We start from the raw sequence: 19,563 nt of genomic DNA, 5'->3' as shown, positions 1-19,563 counted from the left end.
TTACGAATTTGACAATTACAGGGTAATATAATCAGGTTTTTCGATAATATATTATCATAAAATTCATGTGAAAAGCAAAATATTTGCTTCACTAATTATAAAACCATTTTATGAAATTAAAGATTAATTTTAGAAAAATAGCAGTGCTCTTTTTTGTGCTGCTGACCAAACTGACATTTGCTCAAGAACGGGTAGTATCAGGAATTGTTTCAGATGAGAATGGAGTGCCTTTGCCTGGTGTTGGTATTTTGGTGAAAGGAACTCAAACAGGTTCTCAAACTGATTTTGACGGAAAGTATTCAATAAAAGCCGACGCTAATGCAGTACTGGTATTTAGTTTTATTGGAATGCAGACTAAAGAAGTTCAAGCACGCGATAAAAGCATCAATATAAAAATGACGGCAGGATCTACGCAACTGCAAGAAATTGTAGTTACAGCATTAGGTCTTAAGAGAGAGAAAAAATCGCTTGGTTATGCTACTCAAGAAATAAGCGGCGATCAGCTTACTAAAATCAATACAGGAAACGTTTCTAATAATATTTCTGGAAAAATTGCAGGTGTCGAAATCAGAAGAAATAATAATATTGGAGGTTCTACCAATGTGGTTATTCGCGGTACTACTTCATTAACAGGAAATAATCAGGCATTATGGGTTGTTGATGGGATTGTATTAAACAATGACAATACCAATTCAGCAGATCAAAAATCGGGAGGAAACGTAGGAGGTTACGATTACGGAAATGCTGCTTCCGACATTAATCCTGATGATATCGAAACTATGAACGTTTTAAAAGGAGCTGCGGCTACAGCATTGTACGGTTCAAGAGCGTCAAACGGAGTTATTATTGTAACGCTTAAAAAAGGAAGCAAATCGAAAGGCGGACTAGGATTTAATTTTAGTTCAGGAATTAATGTTGGAGTAGTAGATGAAAAAACATTGCCAGAATATCAAAATCAATACGGTGGGGGTTATGGAGATTTTTACGGAACAGTTGATTTAGGCAGCGGAGTTCATCCGTATGTAGCAACAGACGATGCGGCTTGGGGACCAAAATTTGATCCTTCATTACTGGTTTACAACTGGAATTCCTTCTATCCAGAATTGCCAACTTATGGAAAAGCAACTCCATATAAGGCTGTAAGAAACAATCCCAACAGTTTTTATCAAAACAGTCTTACTTATATCAATAGTATTGCTTTTTCGGCAGGAAATGAACAAGGAGATTTTAGATTTGGTTATACCAATTACAACCAGCAGCAAGGAATTTTGCCAAATAGTAATAATAGAAAAGATAATTTTAATTTTTCTGGGAGTTACAAGATTACGCCAAAAACAAGAATTTCAACAACGGCCAATTATCTAACCTCAGATGCAGTTGGAATGAATGAAACTGGATATGGTGATGGCGGAAACAACTATTTAAGCAGTGTTAGACAATGGTATACTACAAATGCCGATTTTCAGGATCTTAAAGATGCTTATGAACTAACGGGCAAAAACACCACATGGAACGTTGGTTCGCCTGATAATTTAAGTGTTCAGTTTCATGACAATCCATACTTTCAGCGTTACAACAACTACAACTCATTAAAAAGAGATCGATTCTTTGGAAATGTAATCTTAAAAACCGACATCACAAACTGGTTCGATATTATGGGTAGAGGTGCTGTCGATTTCTATCATCAGTTACAGGAGGAACGTATTGCTGTAGGTTCAAAAAGAACACCAAACGGTCTTGGACAATATTCTAGATATGATAAAAACTTCCGCGAAATCAACTTAGATTTAGTAATGAATTTTAAAACCGCTATTACCACAGGAATTAATTTTACGGGTATGTTAGGAGGTAATACAAGACGTTCTGTAAATAATTCTATTTATGCCGTAACAAACGGCGGATTGGTGGTGCCAGGAATTTATGCTCTAACTAACTCTATTGATGGAATTAATAGCCCTGAAGAAATGCAGCAGACTTTGGGAACAAATAGCGTTTATACTATGGCAAGTTTTAATTTTTATGATACTTATTTCTTGGAAGGAACCTATAGAATTGACCAATCATCTACTTTGCCAAAAGATAACAATACTTATTCGTATCCATCGGTTACAGCGACTTATATCTTTAGCAATCATATTAAAAAAGACTGGTTGTCATTCGGAAAATTACGCTTGAACTATGCAGAGACAGGAAACGATGCGCCATTTGCAGTTACTTCGGCACTTTATCCTAAAAACACCAATTTCGGGCCTGGCGGAATTCGTTTTTCTACAGAAAACAGCAGAAGCAATTCTGATTTAAAAAGTGAGTTGACAAAAGGTGTGGAAGCAGGACTTGAGCTTAAGTTTTTCAAAAACAGGTTGGGAGTTGATTTCTCTTATTACAAAACCAATACGACCAATCAGATTCTTTCTATCGAAACGCCTACCCAAACAGGTTATACAAGAGCTTGGATCAATGCAGGAAATGTACAGAATCAAGGTTATGAGTTAACAGTAAATGCGACTCCTATAAAAACAGCTAATTTTTCATGGCAAGCTACGGTAAACTGGTCAACTAATAAAAATGAAGTGATTTCTTTAGGAGGAGCAAATCAGATTTCGTTAGGTTCGTTTCAAGGAGTTAATTACGTAGCAGAAGTAGGTAAACCAGTAGGACAATTGGTGGGTTCGGGTTATACTTATTTAAACGGCGAAAGAGTAATTCGTTCTAACGGAAGATATCAGCAAACTCCAGGTGTTGTAATTGGAAATGTTGCTCCAGATTGGATTGGCGGTTTCAATAACGTTTTGACTTACAAAAACATTGCTTTCAACTTTTTGATTGATGTGAAAAAAGGAGGAGATGTGTATTCTCTAGATCAGCAATACGGACACGCAACAGGAATTTACGAAAGTACCGTTTCTAACAACCATAATGGAGTTCCGCAACGTGAACCAGTTGCTCAAGGCGGTGGTATATTGCTAGATGGTGTAAAAGCAGATGGTACGCGTAATGATGTTGTGGCAAGTGTGACAGGAACAGACGGTTATTATTTTTACAACTCTATGCCACAGCAAGAATACGTTTACGATGCTTCTTATGTGAAGCTGCGCGAAATTGGGCTAAGCTATAGACTACCAAAAAGATTTTTAGAAAATACATTTATCAGCAATATGGTTTTTGCCTTAAATGGAAGCAATCTTTGGATCATTCATAAAAACTTGCCTTATGCAGATCCTGAAGCAGGAGCTTCTTCGGGTAACTTACAAGGTTTTCAAACTGGAGTATTGCCAACAACAAAGGAGTATAGCTTTACTATGAAAGTTCAATTCTAAAAAAAATTAAAGACATGAGAATTATAAAAACGATATTTTTTGCAGGCGCTGTTTTGTGTGCAATAGCTTCATGTGACAATCTGGACAACATGAATAAAAATGAAAAAGGTTATGAAACCGCTTTGCCTGGCGCTTTAATGACTAGTGCACAAGTAAATTATGCTTATTTCTTAACGAATGCTTCTGTAAATTCAAATAATTTCAGAGCTTACGCGCAGTATTGGTCTACATCTACTTATACAGACGAAGCCAATTACAATCAGGCAAAAAGAAACTTAGGAAGTTCGCATTCGGTATTGCTGTACAGAGATGTATTGCAGGATTTGGTCAATGCACAAAAACAGATACAAAGTGTAAAAGCATTAGGACCTGTTGAAGAAGGCATAAAGAAAAATCAGCTTGCCATTTTAGAAGTGCAGATTGTAATGGCGTATCAGACTTTGGTTGATTTGTTTGGAAATGTGGCTTATTCTGAGGCTTTAGACATCAAGAAATTCCCGCTTCCTAAATACGATGACGCCAAGACGATCTATTTTGATTTGGCTAATCGTTTGGATGCTGCAATTTTGGCTTTAAACGATAGCAACGGAAGTTTTGGAAATGCCGATTTAATCTTTCATGGAGATGTAGCAAAATGGAAAACTTTAGCCAATAGCGTAAAACTTAAAATGGGATTGCATTTGGCTGATGTAGATGCTGTAAAAGCAAAAACAATGGTTGAAAGCGCTTTCAATGCGGGAGTTATGAGCAAAGAAACAGATACGGCATTGTTCCAGTATTTTTCTTCCATAACAGATATGAACCCATTGTACGATGATTTGGTAAATTCAAGCCAGATTAATATTGCTGCCTTTTTTGTGAATGAATTAAACGGAAAGGAAGATCCGAGACGTGATTTTTTCTTCAATCCTAATTCAAAAATAAACGGACAATACAAAGGTGCTCCTTATGCACAACAGGTTAATTATGCCGATTATAGCAATACAGGTTTAAGATTAAGACAAAAAACAAATCCAGGCGTTATATTCGATTATACAGAAACCTGTTTCTTGTTGGCAGAGGCAGCAAGCAGAGGTTTTAATGTAGGCGGAGATGCGGCGGCTTATTATACGAAAGGAATTCAGGCGAGCATGAAATTTTGGGGAGTTTCTGACGCTAATATTCAAACCTATTTAAGCAGACCTGACGTAGCTTTTGCAACGGCAGCTGGAACCGATAAGCAAAAAATAGCCTACCAGCTTTGGATTGCTTATTACAACCGTGGTTTTGAAGCTTGGACAGAATACCGAAGATTAGATTATCCCGTACTTATAGCGCCTGTTACAGCAGTGCAAGAAGCTGAAGGAAAAGTTCCTGTCAGAAATATTTATTCTACATCTGATAAAACGCTAAATACGGCAAATTATGAAGCGGCTTCATCAGCTATAGGAGGAGATTTAATGACAACAAGAATTTTTTGGGACAAATTTTAATTTTGAGTTAGTTTAATTTGTTTTTGAGACCAGCACTTTTAAGTGCTGGTTTTTTTTTACCCCTAGGTTTGGCAAGACTTAAGGATTGTTTTTTATTAATAGAATTGGTTTTTGTATTTATTGTTTATTAAGGTAATTTTTTAATTATGTGTTTTTTTAAGGTTAAAAATGTGATAATTATGTATTAATTCTGAGTAAAATACTATCAGAAAGATAGAGGCATGTAAGGTAAATTTGATCTTTACAAACTAAAAAACCTTAATAATGAAGTTAAAATTACTAATCTGCTTTTTAATTTTCAGCGTATTGAAAGTTAGCGCGCAAGTTTTACCTTGTCGGACAAGCGAAGAAAATGCCAAAGTGTACCGGAATAACCCGCATGCACTTGAAGAGAAAAAGAACTTTGATGTTTTTAGTAAAAATTTTGCAGCACAGCGCAAATCTAAAACATCAAAAACGGCAGTTGTTACGTATACAATTCCCGTAGTATTCCACATTTATGGAGATGTACAAGGAGGAAAAACGGTAACCTACGAAAAGATTGTAAACCACTTGGCACAGCTTAACGATGACTTTAATGGCCGTAATGCCGATTACCAAACGGTAGAACCCTTTTTTCAGTCGCGACGCGGAACTTTAAACATTGAATTTAAATTAGCTAAAAAAGATCCAAACGGAGGATGTACAACAGGAGTTGTATTTCATCCGACCAAAAACGGATATGGAAATGGCGGTGGCTACGATGACCAAATCGCAGCTGACGCTTGGGACAATACAAAATACATGAATGTTTATATTCAGAATGATTTGTACAATGATGGTGCTACAAATAATTCTGGAGTAGCATGGTATCCAAATTCAGATATGACGGCCAATAATACGGCTCGTGTCGTTTTTAACGGAGCTTATTTATATGACAACTCCTATAGTAAAGAATTTTCAGCAACGCTAACGCATGAGTTCGGTCACTTTCTTAATTTGATACACACTTTTGAAGGAGGATGCACAGGAACAGATGAGGTTGCCGATACTCCTGCAGAAGATGGTAAGCATACTTTAGGTTGCACGCCAGGAACAAATTGTAGCGGAGACAAAGTGAACTTTGAAAATTATATGGGATACAATGGAGCACAAGGCTGTTACAAAATGTATACTCAAGGTCAGATTGATAGAATGTTGGCAGCGCTAGAACATCCTGCAAGAAAATCGCTCTGGCAACCGCAAAACTTAATTGATACTGGCGTAAACGCAATAGGAAGCAGTTTGGTTGCTTCAGCAGTAACATTTAAAGAAGCCGTTGTAAATGATGGTTCTTTTGATACTTCTTCAATTATAAACTTAAACGGAGGAAAAACTTTTGCTGTATCTTCAGGAACTTTAACTGCAGGTACTCATTTTACGCATACTTTCCCAGCAGGAATAATTCCTGTGCTTACTGTAAATTCAAACAATCAGATTACAGTTACTTTAACAGGAAAAGCAACAAATCACGGAGTAAGTAATAATGCTTCAGGAAGTATCAACTTTTTGCCTGCAGCATTCACAGGAGGAATGGCAGATTTATCTTGCAGTTCTTTATTCTTTAATTTTAAATTTTCAGATCCGTACGGAATCTTTTTTGTAGATATGCCAGATGTTACAGTTTCATCAGCATTAACTTGGAAATATTTTGAAATTGCCAAAGGAGATGATCCAGCGTTTGGAGGTTGGCGTTATGCTGCAAATGCTTTAAAAATTGAAACTTATGCAAAAAGATTGGTTTGCGAGTCAGGTACTAGAAACATCTCATTATTGAATTCTAACACTGCTGTTGGTCCAACAAGCAATATGACTGCTCCAGGCGCATATCCTAACCAACTTGATTTGAGAACAGCAAGTTACACGAATTGGGATGGAAAAACAGGTTATGTAGGATTTGATTATTTAATTGATGGTCGTACGTGCTACGGATGGTTTAAAGTAAAAGTAAATGCTGATGGCGGCGGATACACTATTTTAGAGTATGCCTACAACACCAAACCCAATACGCCAATTTATACTGGAATGAGTGACAAAACAGCTACCGTTTTGTCTGCAGATACCTTGTATGAATCAGAAATTAATGACGGAAGCATTACTGCAAACACGGCTATTTCATTGGCAACCAATAACGGAACATTTACCAAAAGCAGTGGTACTTTTACAGTAGGAACAGACTACACCATTACAGGAGTGCCAGCTGGTTTAACCGCAGTTTTAACCCTTGAAAACAATACAAAAACAGTGGTTACTTTTACAGGAAAAGCTACCGCTCATAATGTAACCGATAATGCTACTGTTGTAATAACTTTTAAAGACGCTGCAATTACAGGTGGAATCAGCACTTTAGACATGGCTTCAAAAACTATTAATTTGAAATTTGATGCGCCTTACGGAGTGTTTTATGTAAACAACCCAGACTACACAGCCAATGCGGCATCGACTTGGCAATATTTTGATTTAGGCATTGGAGACAATACAGAATATGGTGCTTGGCAATATGCAGCTGCAGCTTTAAAAATGGAAACATACGGAAAAAGACTGGTTGCTGAATCTGGAACCAGAAACATCTCCTTTTTAGCGCAAGGCACTTCTATTGGAGCTTCGAGTAATTTTGCTACTCCGGGTGCCTATCCAAATCAGCTAGATTTGCGAACTGCTACTTATACAACTTGGGATAATAAAACAGGATATATTGGTTTCGAATATACCAGTAGAGGACGTACTTGTTACGGGTGGATGCATGTAAAAGTAGAAGCTGGCGGAGTAAGTTATACGGTTTTGGACTTTGCTTACAATACCAAACCCAACGAACCGATTTTAGCAGGAACACAAACACCAAATACAGTATTGGCTCCAACAAATTTAACAGCAACGGTTACAAATTTAGAAGCCACTCTTAATTGGATCAATAATGCTACGAATGCAACAAATGTAGTAATAGAAAGAGCAGGTTCTGATGATGTTTATGCAGAGGTTGCTACTTTAGCGAATACTGCATCTACTTACACCAATACAGCTTTAACGGCAGGCAGTACTTATAAATACAGAGTTCGAGCAAAATCTGGAACAGATTATTCAGCCTATTCAAATGTGGCTACAGTGACAGTTCCAATAGCTCCGTTGTGCAGTGCGCAGGGAACAAACGGTTACGAATACATTAGTTCTGTAGCAGTGGGCAGTTTTGTAAACACATCTGGAAAAGAAACAAATGGCTATGCCGATTATACTTCAAAAGTAATTACGCTAAATCCGAATGCGAATACAAGCATTACTCTGACACCTGGTTTTACAGGATCTGCTTATACTGAATATTGGGGAGTTTGGATTGATTACAATAAAAACAATCAGTTTGAAGAATCTGAAAAAGTGATTAATAATATTTCATCAAATGGCGCTGTTGTAGGGAATTTTACTCCTGCTGTCTTTACTGGAACAACCAGAATGCGTGTTGTAATGAAATACAATAGCAATCCATCATCAACTTGCGGAAATCTTGGCGATGGTGAAATTGAAGACTACACTGTCTCTGCTGGAACAATTGTGCCTCCAAATCCTGCAACTTTGCCAACACCAACAAATCTTGGAAATGCGGGAGTATATTCATCAGGATTTTATGCATCATGGGCCACATCAACTGAAGCAGCATCTTATGAAGTGCAATTGAATACACCGTCAGGATGGGTAAGCGCAGAAACTTCGACAACCTATTATTTATGGATTCCGAAACAAGGAACTCAAACAGTATACGAATTTAGAGTAAAAGCAAAAAATGGAGATGCATTCAGTGATTGGAGCGCTTCTCATACTATTGATTTACAATCTGGAAGCTCTGGTTTACCAGCTTCTGATGCGGTAAAAGCTTTTACAATGTACCCAAATCCAGCTACAGATGTTGTGAATTTTGGCTTTGAAAATATCGATATAAACAAAGTAAAAATATCGATTTACAACAGTGTAGGGATGTTGGTAGATACGTTGCATAAAACGACAGTGTATTCTCTTAAGTATTTAAACAAAGGAGTTTATATTGTTGTGGCAACCGATGGGAAATTCATCGAAAAGAAAAAATTATTGGTTGAGTAATAGTTAATTTAGTTAAAATGAGAAGGCTGTCTATAAAGGACAGCCTTTTTTATTGCTTCTAATGGTATCTATTTTGTGAAAATGCTGAGACGTAGCCAATGGTTTCAACCATTGGTACGTTTTATGAATTTTTATGTTTCCAAAATTAAAATCATGAACGAAATGTTTCGCTCCTACGGAGCTTTTTTTACATGTAAATCATTTTTTTTCTACCAATATTTAGTCCCTCCGGGACTTTTCTTTTCATTTAGAAGCTCTGTAAGAGCTTTATATGGGTAGAAACAATTTACCAAGAAAAACAAAAGCTCCGTAGGAGCTTAATATCGGTAGCGATATATATTATACAAAAACAAAAGAGCTGTCTTTAGACAGCTCTTTTGTTAAATTATTTTAAACCTATAATCCAAAAGGATTATCAATACTCAGCATTGGTTCGGTAAACCATTTTGGTCCCTTGGCTGTCATATAAAAATGATCTTCATGGCGAATACCAAATTGTCCAGGCATACAGATCATTGGTTCATTGCTAACTACCATTCCTTCTTTTAGAATGGTTTGATTGCCTCTTACTAAATATGGATACTCATGAATGTCCAGTCCTGTGCCATGTCCTACACGATGAGGTAAGCCTGGAATCTCATAATCACCACTCAGTCCAGCTTCTGCCAAAACTTTTCGCGCGGCATCATCTACAGAACCGCACGTTGCTCCAATTTGTGCGGCATCAAAAGCGGCTTTCTGAGTTGCTTTTTCAAGATTCCATATTTTTCTGTGCTCTTCGCTTGGAGTTCCGTAAACGTAAGTTCTGGTGATATCCGATAGATAACCTTCCAAACGGCATCCCGTATCGATTAGCACCACATCATTTTCTACTAAATTTTGAGGAGCAGTTACACCATGCGGATATTGCGAATCTTCTCCAAAAAGAACAGTACAGAAATAAGATCCTGAAGAAATCCCCGCTTTAATATGTGCTCGATTTATAAAATCAATAACCTTGCTTACTTCAATACCTGGATATAAAATACTTGCCGCTGCTTTTTGAACGGTCATTGTGATGTCTTTTGCTTTTTGAATAATAGCAATTTCATTAGCCGATTTGTGCATTCTGCATCCTGCCGTTATAGGTTGTGCATTTACAAAATTAAAGTTTGCGTTTGCTTTTAAAATTCCATCAATTAGAAAAAAAGAAGCTGACTCGTCTAGTGCAATATCGCCATTTGTGATATTTTTATTCTTCAAAATACTTCCAAACAACTCGTACGGACTTTCATGTTCTTCCCAGAAGTTTAAATTCCCTTCCACTTTCATAAAAGTTTTAAAAGTACCTTCTTCAAATTTCGGAACGATATATTCGATAGTCTCATCTTCAAAGATAATAGCACCAACCATACGTTCAGAAGCATTCCATTTTGTTCCTGTGAAATAATACAAATTAGTTCCTGCATTCACATAAAGGGCTTTACAGTTAAGCTCCTTTATTAAGTCACTTGCTTTTTCAATGCGTTGTTTATACTCTGATAGAGCAATTGGCACAACATCTAGTGTCATGTTTTGTATTTTTCCTAATTCGATATCTATAGTTGATCCGCCAACTCCAATTGCCATTTTTTTATTTTTTAGTAGTTATTAAATGTTGTGAAATGAATCAAAGTTCAATTTTTCAATAAAAGTAAAAGATTATTTCGATTTAGTCTTATGTTGATGCAAACTAGATAAAATATTACATTTTAGAGGTAATATAGTATCAGTTTGTGCTTCATATTGCCCTTACTTTTAAAATCTCAAAACAACAAGATTAGAATGAACCTAAAAGCCTTTATTACTGCACTATTTTTTCTTTGTGTGAACTATTTTTCGGCATCTGCACAGGAGCTCAAAGAACCTACAAATCTCCAGCAAAGACTGAATGAATTATTTCCGAAAGCTGTTATAACTCGAATTGAAAATTTAGACCATTATACCGAATCGTATCAGCTTATATTAGACGAACCTTTAGATCATAAACATCCAGAAAAAGGAACTTTTCAGCATTATATTTATCTTTCTCATCTTGGCTTTGATAGGCCAACTGTAATTGAAACTCATGGCTACAATACAGAAAATGTAAAAAGTGAAGTAAGCAGTTTGCTGCAGGCCAATCAGGTTGCTGTTGAATACCGTTTTTATGGTAAATCAAGGCCAAACCCAATTCAATGGCAATATTTGACAAACGATCACGCAATTGCAGATTATCATAACATTGTAACTAAATTAAAAACGATATACTCAGGAAAATGGATTTCAACGGGAATTAGCAAAGGAGGAGAAACAGCTCTGATTTATAAATCGAAGTATCCAAATGATGTTGATGTTGCTATGCCTTATGTTGCCCCGTTAATTAATACCTGCGAAGATCCAAGAACGATACAACATACCAGAACAGTTGGAACAGCAGAATGCAGAGAAAAGATAACTGCTTTTCAGAGAGCTGTTCTGCAAAATAGAGAAGCCGTTTTAGCAGTTTTTAAAGAATATTCGTTGGAGAAAAAAATGGAATTTACTGAAGTTCCAATGCCTGAAGCATTAGAATATGCGGTTTTAGAATTTCCTTTTTCTTTTTGGCAATGGGGAGGAAAATGCGAAGATATTCCGCCAGTAAAACCAACTGCAAAAGACCTGTTTGATTATCTGAATAAAATTGTGGGAGTAAGAACTTACAACGATAAGATGTCTTTTGTTTATCTGCCTTCGTACTATCAGCATTTAAGCGAATTAGGCTATTACGGATTTGATCTCGAGCCCGTTGCCGATTTGCTGACTATCGTAAAAAGCAGTTCTAATGCTCGATTTGCACCCAAAGATGTTGCGATTAAATACAACCCAAAATACATTAAAAAAGTACGCAAATATGTTGAGAATAAAGGAGATCATATTTTATACATCTATGGCGGTTACGATACTTGGTTCTCTTGCTCGCCAACTCCTAAACCAGATGTTGACGCTCTTAAAATGGTACTTCCAAAAGGGAGCCATTCAACCAGAGTCAAAGATTTTCCTCAAGACGATCAAAAATTGATAATGGATACCTTAAAAAAGTGGCTTAACTAAAGCTATACATAATAATTAATATTACTATTGCGTTTATGTTTCTGATAATTTTTGTCAAGTGAATTTTTTCACTTGGCAGAAATTATTTTTTTATTATTCTTAATAAGAAAAGGTATAGTTTTAACACTAGAGGTTGCTATTCAGCATCCAATAAGATATTTTAATCGAATATTAACATTTAATATTGTTGTTTTCAGATATTTATAATATCTTTAACTTATGATATGGGAATTGTATAAGATTTGTGTATAATTTTGCAACAGAAAATTTATCAATGACCCCAAGTCATAACTATTAACTTAACATTTGCCGGATATGAGAGTATTTTTATTGGCACTACTTTTTTCCTTAAGTTCGTTTGCCTCATTAAGCATGAGGGACGAGGATGAAATTTTAAACGAAATCGAATTTGCAAGACTCACAGAGCATGTAAATGAGATTAAGGCTTTTACGGCGTCTAATCACAAGTATAGCAACAAAATAGCTTTTCTTGTAGATATGAAAATTAAATCAGGAAGAAATCGTTTTTTTGTTTACGATTTAGAAAATAATCAAATTCTTGATCAGGGGTTGGTTGCACATGGGAAAGGTTCTGAAACTGGAATAAAAGGTGATATTTTACAATTTAGTAATGCTCCAGAATCTAACTGCACTTCACTAGGAAGATATTCGGTAGAAAAGCCATATAAAGGAATATTCGGAAAAGCTTTCAGACTGGCTGGATTGGACGAATCAAATAATAATGCCATGAAACGTGCCATTGTATTGCATTCATACAAAGAGGTTCCATCTGATGAAAAAGAATACTATATCATTAACAGCCACGGTTGTCCGATGGTTAGTCAAGAATTTTTAGGTAGACTTTCAAAATATATCGAAAGTTCAAATTCAAAAATCTTATTGTCTGTTTATTATTAAATAGTAAGACCAAAATATAAATGTAAAAGAGAGCTTCGGTTCTCTTTTTTTATAGTAATAAATCAGATTTTTTCATTTTTTGTGTACTCCAAATCATACTGTTTTCTAAAAGAAAAGCCTGTTTTACCAATAAATTAGGATAAACTTAACTTGTCTGATAAAACTTATAAAAAATACAAGTTGTAAATTAGTAGAATAGTAATCTAAAAAATTTTATTTTATGAAAGCAGTACGTTTTTTTGGGCATAAAGATGTCCGTGTTGTTAATGATCTTGAAAAACCGGTTCCTAAAGGCGATGAAGTTTTATTAAAAATTGGCGGAGCTGGTGTTTGCCACTCCGATTTGCATATTATAGACGAAGGAACCGTTGTAGGAACTGTTTTTACGCTAGGACACGAAAATGCTGGATGGGTAGAAGAAATTGGTGAGAATGTAGAAGGCTATAAAAAAGGAGATGCCGTTTTAGTGTATGGGCCTTGGGGATGCGGGCACTGCAAACCCTGCCAGCAGTCTAAAGAAAATTACTGCGATCATCAATCTGAACAAGCTTATGGCGGCGGATTAGGATTGGATGGAGGTATGGCCGAATATATGCTGGTTCCATCTTCTAGACTTTTAGTGCCTATATTTGATTTAGATCCTATTATCGCTGCTCCATTAACAGATGCGGCGCTTACGCCTTATTCTGCCATAAAACGCTCTCTTCCGAAATTAATGCCTGACGAATTTGTTGTCGTAATTGGTGTTGGAGGTTTAGGACACGTAGCTTTACAAATATTAAGAGAAATAAGCGGAGCAGCTATTATTGCCTGTGATGTTACCGAAGATAAATTGAACTTTGCAAAAGAACTGGGCGCAGCATTTACCATTAATTCTAAAGATGCTGATGCCGCAGAACAAATTCAGAAAATTACTGGAATTAAAAAAGCCAAAGTGGTTATAGATTTTGTTGGAGCAACCTCTACAATAGATTTAGGCACAAAAGTAGTAAGTCTTGACGGAGACCTGACAATTGTTGGTCTTGGTGGCGGACATTATCAATACAGTATGAATGTTTTGCCATTTGGAGTAAGCATGACCAACCCTTATTGGGGATCAAGAACCGAATTGATGGAAGTGGTGGGTCTGGCGAGACAAAAGAAAATTCATATCGAAATTGAAAAACATAAACTAGACGATGCCAACGAAGTTTATGATAGAATGAGACAAGGAAAAATAAAAGGCAGAGCCGTTTTGATTCCTTAAAATTTAAAAACAAAGAAATCTGTCGCAATAGAGATGGATTTTTTGTTTATTGTTTGCAGTTTAAAAAATATCAATATATTTGCGCATCCAATCCAACAAATGAGAAATACAATTAACATCGCTGCTATTATTATCATGATTATCATTCGATAGTGGTGAAGGGATGTTATATAAATAAGTAAAAAAAATACAATTTAGAAAACCTCCCCGCAACGGGAGGTTTTTTTGTTTATATCAGTTATGAAAAATTCAGTTCAGAATAGCATTATTATTTCTATTATCATTATTCGTATCACATGACGAGTCAGGATTCTATTGTCTATTCAACAAAGCCTTTCTCAGCCCAAATGTGAAAGGCTTTTTTTATTTCCTCTCTTAAAAAAAAGTACCCTATAAAATCAAACAATGAAAAACGAATTTACCCTTACCATCTATTCTGAAGATCAATTAAGATTAATCAATAAACTAAGCTCGATGTTTATAAGAAAACAAGTAGCTATTTTGAGTCTTAATATGTCTCTTTGCGAAATTGAAAATATGTACAGGCATACCATTGTAGTAAATGAAACGCTTGACACAGTTACCAATTTAAGTGCACAGATTGAGAAAATTATTGAAGTTTATAAATGCTTTTATTCTACTAAGGAGCAAATTGTTTCCAGAGAGGTAGCATTATTTAAAATTCCAACAGTTGTGTTTATGGCTAATACGACAATAGAAAGTTTGCTTCAAGAAAACAGCATCAAAATTTCAGAAATTCAAAAAGAATATACCATCTTGGAAGCTACAGGAACAGATGAAGAAATAATAAGTTTGACGGAAAAATTAAACAATTTCGGATTGATTGAATATGTAAAAAGCTCTAGAATTGCGCTGATGCAATCTCCTGAAGGTTTCTGTGCAGAGAATTAAAAAAATCTGATAAGAAGCAAGTGCTATTTCTTCTATATTTCTTATTTTTAATAGTCTAAGTTACTAAAGCAAAAAAGTATGATTTTAGGTACTAAACGTTTATTGTCTTTTTTACTGTTTATGGCAGTATTAATGATAGCACCTTGTAAGATGCAAGCTCAGCTTTTAGGTGCGGCAAAAACTCCCACCGAAGAGCCTGTAAAAACTCCTGATGATTCATTAGGAAGAAGGACTCCGCAGGGAACTGTCAACGGTTTTATAAAAGCAATTGGCGATCAGAATTATCTTCGTGCTAGTCAGTATTTTATGCTAAGTAAACGCTCGTATCGTAAAACATCCGAAAGAATACAAATTGCTAAGACATTTCAGCAGCTTTTGGATCAGGGGGGAAGTTTTTCGCCATCATCCATTCTTAGCAATAAAGAGTTAGGGCGTATAGACGATAATCTGGCAACTGGAGTAGATTTGGTTGGAAATATATCTACAGATAAAATAAATATACAGCTTTATCTAGAAAACCAGTCAGATGATAGCGAGCCTGCTTTATGGCTTTTTTCTGCAGAAACCATAGAAGCAATTTTATCAGCAGATGTTAGCGGTGATCAAACTTTTTTAGACAGAGTCTTGCCAAAAGCCTTAAAAGAAAGAAAACTAGGAAATGTTCCTATTGGACATTGGGGAGTAGTAGTTATAATGGCGGTTGTTACTTACTTGCTTTCCAGATTATTGATTTTTGTTTTTATATTTCTGCTTCAAAAAATATGGAAAAAGGCTGATAGTGAGAAGGGCAATGCCGTTATAGACGCTTTTACGCTTCCTATTCAAATGTATCTCACCGTTATTTTATTTGTGGCTTCTACCCAGCGAATGGGAATTTCTATAATTGTCCGTCAGAGGTTTAGCATTATAATCATTACAATTGGAGTTTTAGCTTTTTTAATTCTGCTTTGGCGAATGACCGATTTTGTAAGTATGTTTACCAGAAGCAGAATGAACAATCGTGGGCGCGCTTCTGCTGTATCTGCCGTATTGTTTTTAAGCCGTACCATGAAAGCGGCCATCGTCGTAATCGGAATTATTGCCATTTTAGGAATTATAGGAGTAGATGTTACTGCTGGACTTGCCGCACTAGGAATAGGAGGGATTGCGTTGGCGCTTGGAGCTCAAAAAACAATCGAAAATTTTGTGGGAAGCGTTAGTCTTATCGCCGATCAGCCCTTACGTGTTGGCGATTATTGCCGTGTAGATGATATCAAAGGAACTGTAGAATCTATCGGGATGCGTTCTACAACGCTTCGAACTCCAGCGCGCAGTATTGTTACAATTCCGAATGGCCAATTGTCTGCCAGTAAAATAGAAAATTATGCACATCGCGACCGTTTTATATTCAATCCGATTTTGGGTTTTAGAATGGAAACCACTCCAGATCAATTGCGTTATTTGCTTGTAGAAATAAAATCGTTGCTGTTTGCACATCCTGCCGTTTTAAATACACCTCCAATAGTTCGTTTTACAGGTATTACGGCCGATGCTTTAAAAGTAGAAATTACCGCTTATATCGAAGCAATAAATTTTGAAACCTCACAAGAAGTGCAAGAAGACCTTTTGTTGCGAATGTTGGACATTATAGAAAAAAGCGGAACTTCTCTGGCTTATCCTTCGCAAACGCTTTATATGACTAGAGATACTCCAATTTCTGACGAAAAAGCTAAAGAAGCTGCTAAAACAGTTAAGAAATGGAAAGAAAATAACGAATTGCAATTGCCTAAGTTTGATCCAAAACGAGTAGAAGAACTTAAAGACAGTATTGAATATCCACCTAAAGGCAGTTTTAATCCTGATGAAGAAAATACGATGTTCTAAATTTAAGAATCCTTTGATGAAATATATAACCAAATTTCAGCCCATTGTTTTTTCAATGGGCTGATTTTGTTTTAAAGCTCTTTTACAATTTCCATATTTCCATCGTTTTGTTTTACAACTTTCCAATCTGGATTTAATTCTATTTCGTAAAATTCGCTTGTAATTTTTTTGCCTTCAATTTTGGTTGGAAGCGGAAATACAAAATAAGTTTTTCCGTCTTTATCGAAACTTAAAATCCCAGCTTTGCCCAATTGGTTTTTTCCTTCAACTGTCGCAAAATTGCCAAAGTTTTTTCCTGATTTGTCTCGTCCTTTAATACTCGAATAAATAATTCCTTTATTGTTTAAAGTCAAAGTTCCGTTCATATTGAAAGTTCGGCCATAGTGCTCAATATCGGCAAGTGCGACTTTTAAAGTGGATTTGTTGAGGAACAAATCGGTGTAATAGGAAATTAGTTTCTTTTGTTCTGATTCTCGCTCCATTTCTTGCTTATTTATTTCATTGAAATTGTTTCTAGATTTGGCCGATTTTAAGCTGTTTTTACTAATAGTTAATTTTGATTTTAAAATCATAACTTCATATATTTTAGCGAAATTATATGTTTTATCTAAACCTTTTCTCCAAGATATATTTAAGTAGTCAAATAGCAATCCGTAGGCTGGGCCAGTGGCATAAGGGAAAGGTCTCGTATAAGTTTTGGCTTCTTCTCTTTGGTTAATTTCTTCTATAGCTTTTTCGTATTTATTCTCATAAGAAGACAGCGCAAAACCGGTATAATTGGCTAAGCCTTCTAAAGTTTCAATTTCAAGTTCATCGTTGAGATATTTTGCGTATTGTTTTTGCCTTTCTTTTCTAAAAGTTATTGCGTCTTTCAGATAACTTTTTACTTCGTCTGTTTTTCTTTTTTCACCAATCGATTTTAGAGCATTTTTTAAAGCTTGATATTCCAATCGCAATAAAATACGAGCGTTGGTTTCATCCAGATATTCAATCGGATTTCCTTTCAATTTTCTGGATTTCATTTGCAGCAGATGAAATAATTCATGAATTACAGTAGCACTCTTATCGTCGAGATAATTGTTCAAAACCGTTGCATATTCTCCACCTTCATACTTTTGTGTAGTATTTACAAATACCAATGAATTAGGCTCCATTGTTTTGTAATGCAAAGTATCGTTTTCCGTTTTGCTGTTGGGTAATTTTATAAAACTATAAATAGCATTATCAAAATCCATTACAATAATGCTGTCGTTCCAGATTGGTTTTCCCCAAAGTTTTCCGTTGTCTTTTTCTAAAAGAGCTTTGGCTTCTAAAAGTTTAGATTGAATGTTCTGCCTGTTTTTTAATGACTTTTCTGTTTCTTGTGCAAAGGCAAATTGCAGAATAGTGGTAAAGAGGAGCAATAAAAATTTCTTTTTCATTTCCGATTGATGTTTAAGATTTCGGAAACAAAATTAGAATGGGGATTCTTGAAAATCAGCTATAAAGAGGCTGAAATTGGGACTAATTCCAAGGATGATTTTTTAATTTCTCAACCAATTCGTGTCGGTTTGCGACATCCAGTTTAGCATAAAGATTTCGGATATGCGTTTTTACCGTGCTTAGCGAAATAAAAAGTTCGCTGGCAATTTCTTTATTTGATTTCTCTGCTAAAATCAGTTTGGTGATTTTCTCTTCCTGATTGGTTAGAGTTAAATTGGAAAGTTCTTGCGGATTAGCTTTAGGTTGAAGCGATTTCAGTTTTTTAAATTGAAAAATTGAAATTAAAGCCAAAGCCAAAAGGAGAAAACCCAGAAAATAATTTAGCTTTTTATGAAAGGCATATTTTTGCTGTAAAATAACATTGGATATTTTTGAAATTTCGTCTTGGTATTGTAAAAAATAGGAGGTTTCGCCGTAATAATCTTTTAGCGAATTTGAAATGGCATCGTAATAATCCAAATCCTTTTCAAAATCGGTTTTAATATCAAAATCGCTTTTCTTGATGTCTGAGAACGCTAAAAGTTTCAATAACGGGTTCTTAATATTCTTTTCGCTATACGATTTCACTTTTTCAGCAAAATCATTTACGGCCTGCTGCTGTGCTTCTTTGTTTTTTATTTGACTCTTATTTTTTTCTAATTGTTCTTCAAACGATTTTAGTTTTTTCCATTCTTTATCAGTCAGATTGCTGTTGGTTGATTTGCCAAACCAATTGCTTCCAGATTTAGAAAAGGAAATTGTATCGTTGTTGGAGAAAATAAAATTATGGTAATTGCTTTTCTCATTATCCGTGACCAATTGCAGACCTTTGATATTGTTTATGTTCGAGTGAATGCGATAAAGTTTGTCCTTTTCAGATAAGAGTTGTCCTTTAAATTCAAAATACCCAGAACTGTCTGTTTGGGTCGAAAAAAGAATCTGATTTTCGGTAATCATGGTTTCTTCATCGTACTTCAGCAAACTTAAATAAACAGTTTTGTTTTTCTGTTCGGCATCAATGTATCCTGAAATCTTGTATTGCGCGAAACAAGTCGGAATTGAAGAACCGATAATGATTAGCAAGAATAAAATTTGGATTGTTTTTTCTTTTCGCATTTTAAATCAAATACTTGAAAACTTATAAAGGATTAAAAATACAAAAAAGATTAATGCTTAAGAA

General features: G+C 35.4%; 11 protein-coding genes. 8 read left to right on the top strand and 3 right to left on the bottom strand.

What is annotated here, in order from left to right:
- Positions 1-110 precede the first annotated feature (110 nt).
- The 3 genes from J7574_RS09325 (at position 111) to J7574_RS09315 (ending at position 8,893) form a co-directional block, all read left to right on the top strand.
- On the top strand, positions 111-3,317 hold the full coding sequence (locus tag J7574_RS09325; protein WP_290967353.1) for a SusC/RagA family TonB-linked outer membrane protein: 3,207 nt from the start codon (positions 111-113) through the stop codon (positions 3,315-3,317).
- 14 nt (positions 3,318-3,331) lie between these two features.
- A complete protein-coding gene (locus tag J7574_RS09320) occupies positions 3,332-4,789 on the top strand; it encodes a SusD/RagB family nutrient-binding outer membrane lipoprotein (protein WP_290967350.1) in 1,458 nt (485 codons plus the stop codon).
- A gap of 264 nt (positions 4,790-5,053) precedes the next feature.
- The gene (locus J7574_RS09315; protein ID WP_290967348.1) at positions 5,054-8,893 is read left to right on the top strand and encodes a M43 family zinc metalloprotease; all 3,840 of its coding nucleotides are present in this window, start codon (positions 5,054-5,056) and stop codon (positions 8,891-8,893) included.
- A 396-nt stretch (positions 8,894-9,289) separates the two neighbouring features.
- On the opposite strand, the gene J7574_RS09310 is transcribed toward J7574_RS09315, so the two are convergent.
- Complete coding sequence (locus tag J7574_RS09310; protein WP_290967346.1) at positions 9,290-10,501, bottom strand: Xaa-Pro peptidase family protein; 1,212 nt, start codon at positions 10,499-10,501, stop codon at positions 9,290-9,292.
- Between the two features lie 195 nt (positions 10,502-10,696).
- Between J7574_RS09310 and J7574_RS09305 the strand changes: the two genes are divergently transcribed.
- From J7574_RS09305 to J7574_RS09285, 5 genes are all read left to right on the top strand, one after another.
- Positions 10,697-11,983: a S28 family serine protease gene (locus tag J7574_RS09305; RefSeq protein ID WP_290967343.1), complete on the top strand. Its 1,287-nt coding sequence runs from the start codon at positions 10,697-10,699 to the stop codon at positions 11,981-11,983.
- A 315-nt stretch (positions 11,984-12,298) separates the two neighbouring features.
- Positions 12,299-12,901 (top strand): murein L,D-transpeptidase catalytic domain-containing protein, encoded by a 603-nt coding sequence (locus J7574_RS09300; protein WP_290967341.1) that lies wholly within the window; start codon positions 12,299-12,301, stop codon positions 12,899-12,901.
- Between the two features lie 220 nt (positions 12,902-13,121).
- Positions 13,122-14,147 (top strand): NAD(P)-dependent alcohol dehydrogenase, encoded by a 1,026-nt coding sequence (locus J7574_RS09295; RefSeq protein ID WP_290967339.1) that lies wholly within the window; start codon positions 13,122-13,124, stop codon positions 14,145-14,147.
- A gap of 405 nt (positions 14,148-14,552) precedes the next feature.
- Positions 14,553-15,059, top strand: coding sequence for an acetolactate synthase small subunit (ilvN, locus tag J7574_RS09290; RefSeq protein ID WP_290967337.1), 507 nt, complete (start codon positions 14,553-14,555; stop codon positions 15,057-15,059).
- A 78-nt stretch (positions 15,060-15,137) separates the two neighbouring features.
- Positions 15,138-16,922, top strand: a complete 1,785-nt coding sequence (locus tag J7574_RS09285; RefSeq protein WP_290967335.1) for a mechanosensitive ion channel family protein — start codon at positions 15,138-15,140, stop codon at positions 16,920-16,922.
- A gap of 71 nt (positions 16,923-16,993) precedes the next feature.
- On the opposite strand, the gene J7574_RS09280 is transcribed toward J7574_RS09285, so the two are convergent.
- Complete coding sequence (locus J7574_RS09280; RefSeq protein ID WP_290967333.1) at positions 16,994-18,343, bottom strand: hypothetical protein; 1,350 nt, start codon at positions 18,341-18,343, stop codon at positions 16,994-16,996.
- Positions 18,344-18,425: 82 nt separating this feature from the next.
- Positions 18,426-19,499, bottom strand: coding sequence for a response regulator transcription factor (locus tag J7574_RS09275; protein WP_290967331.1), 1,074 nt, complete (start codon positions 19,497-19,499; stop codon positions 18,426-18,428).
- Positions 19,500-19,563 lie beyond the last annotated feature (64 nt).

Origin of the sequence: Flavobacterium sp., assembly GCF_017744675.1 — a bacterium.
In the GTDB taxonomy this organism is placed as follows: domain Bacteria; phylum Bacteroidota; class Bacteroidia; order Flavobacteriales; family Flavobacteriaceae; genus Flavobacterium.
Note: the sequence above shows the minus strand (reverse complement) of the source record. Positions and strands in the feature narration are given on the sequence as shown.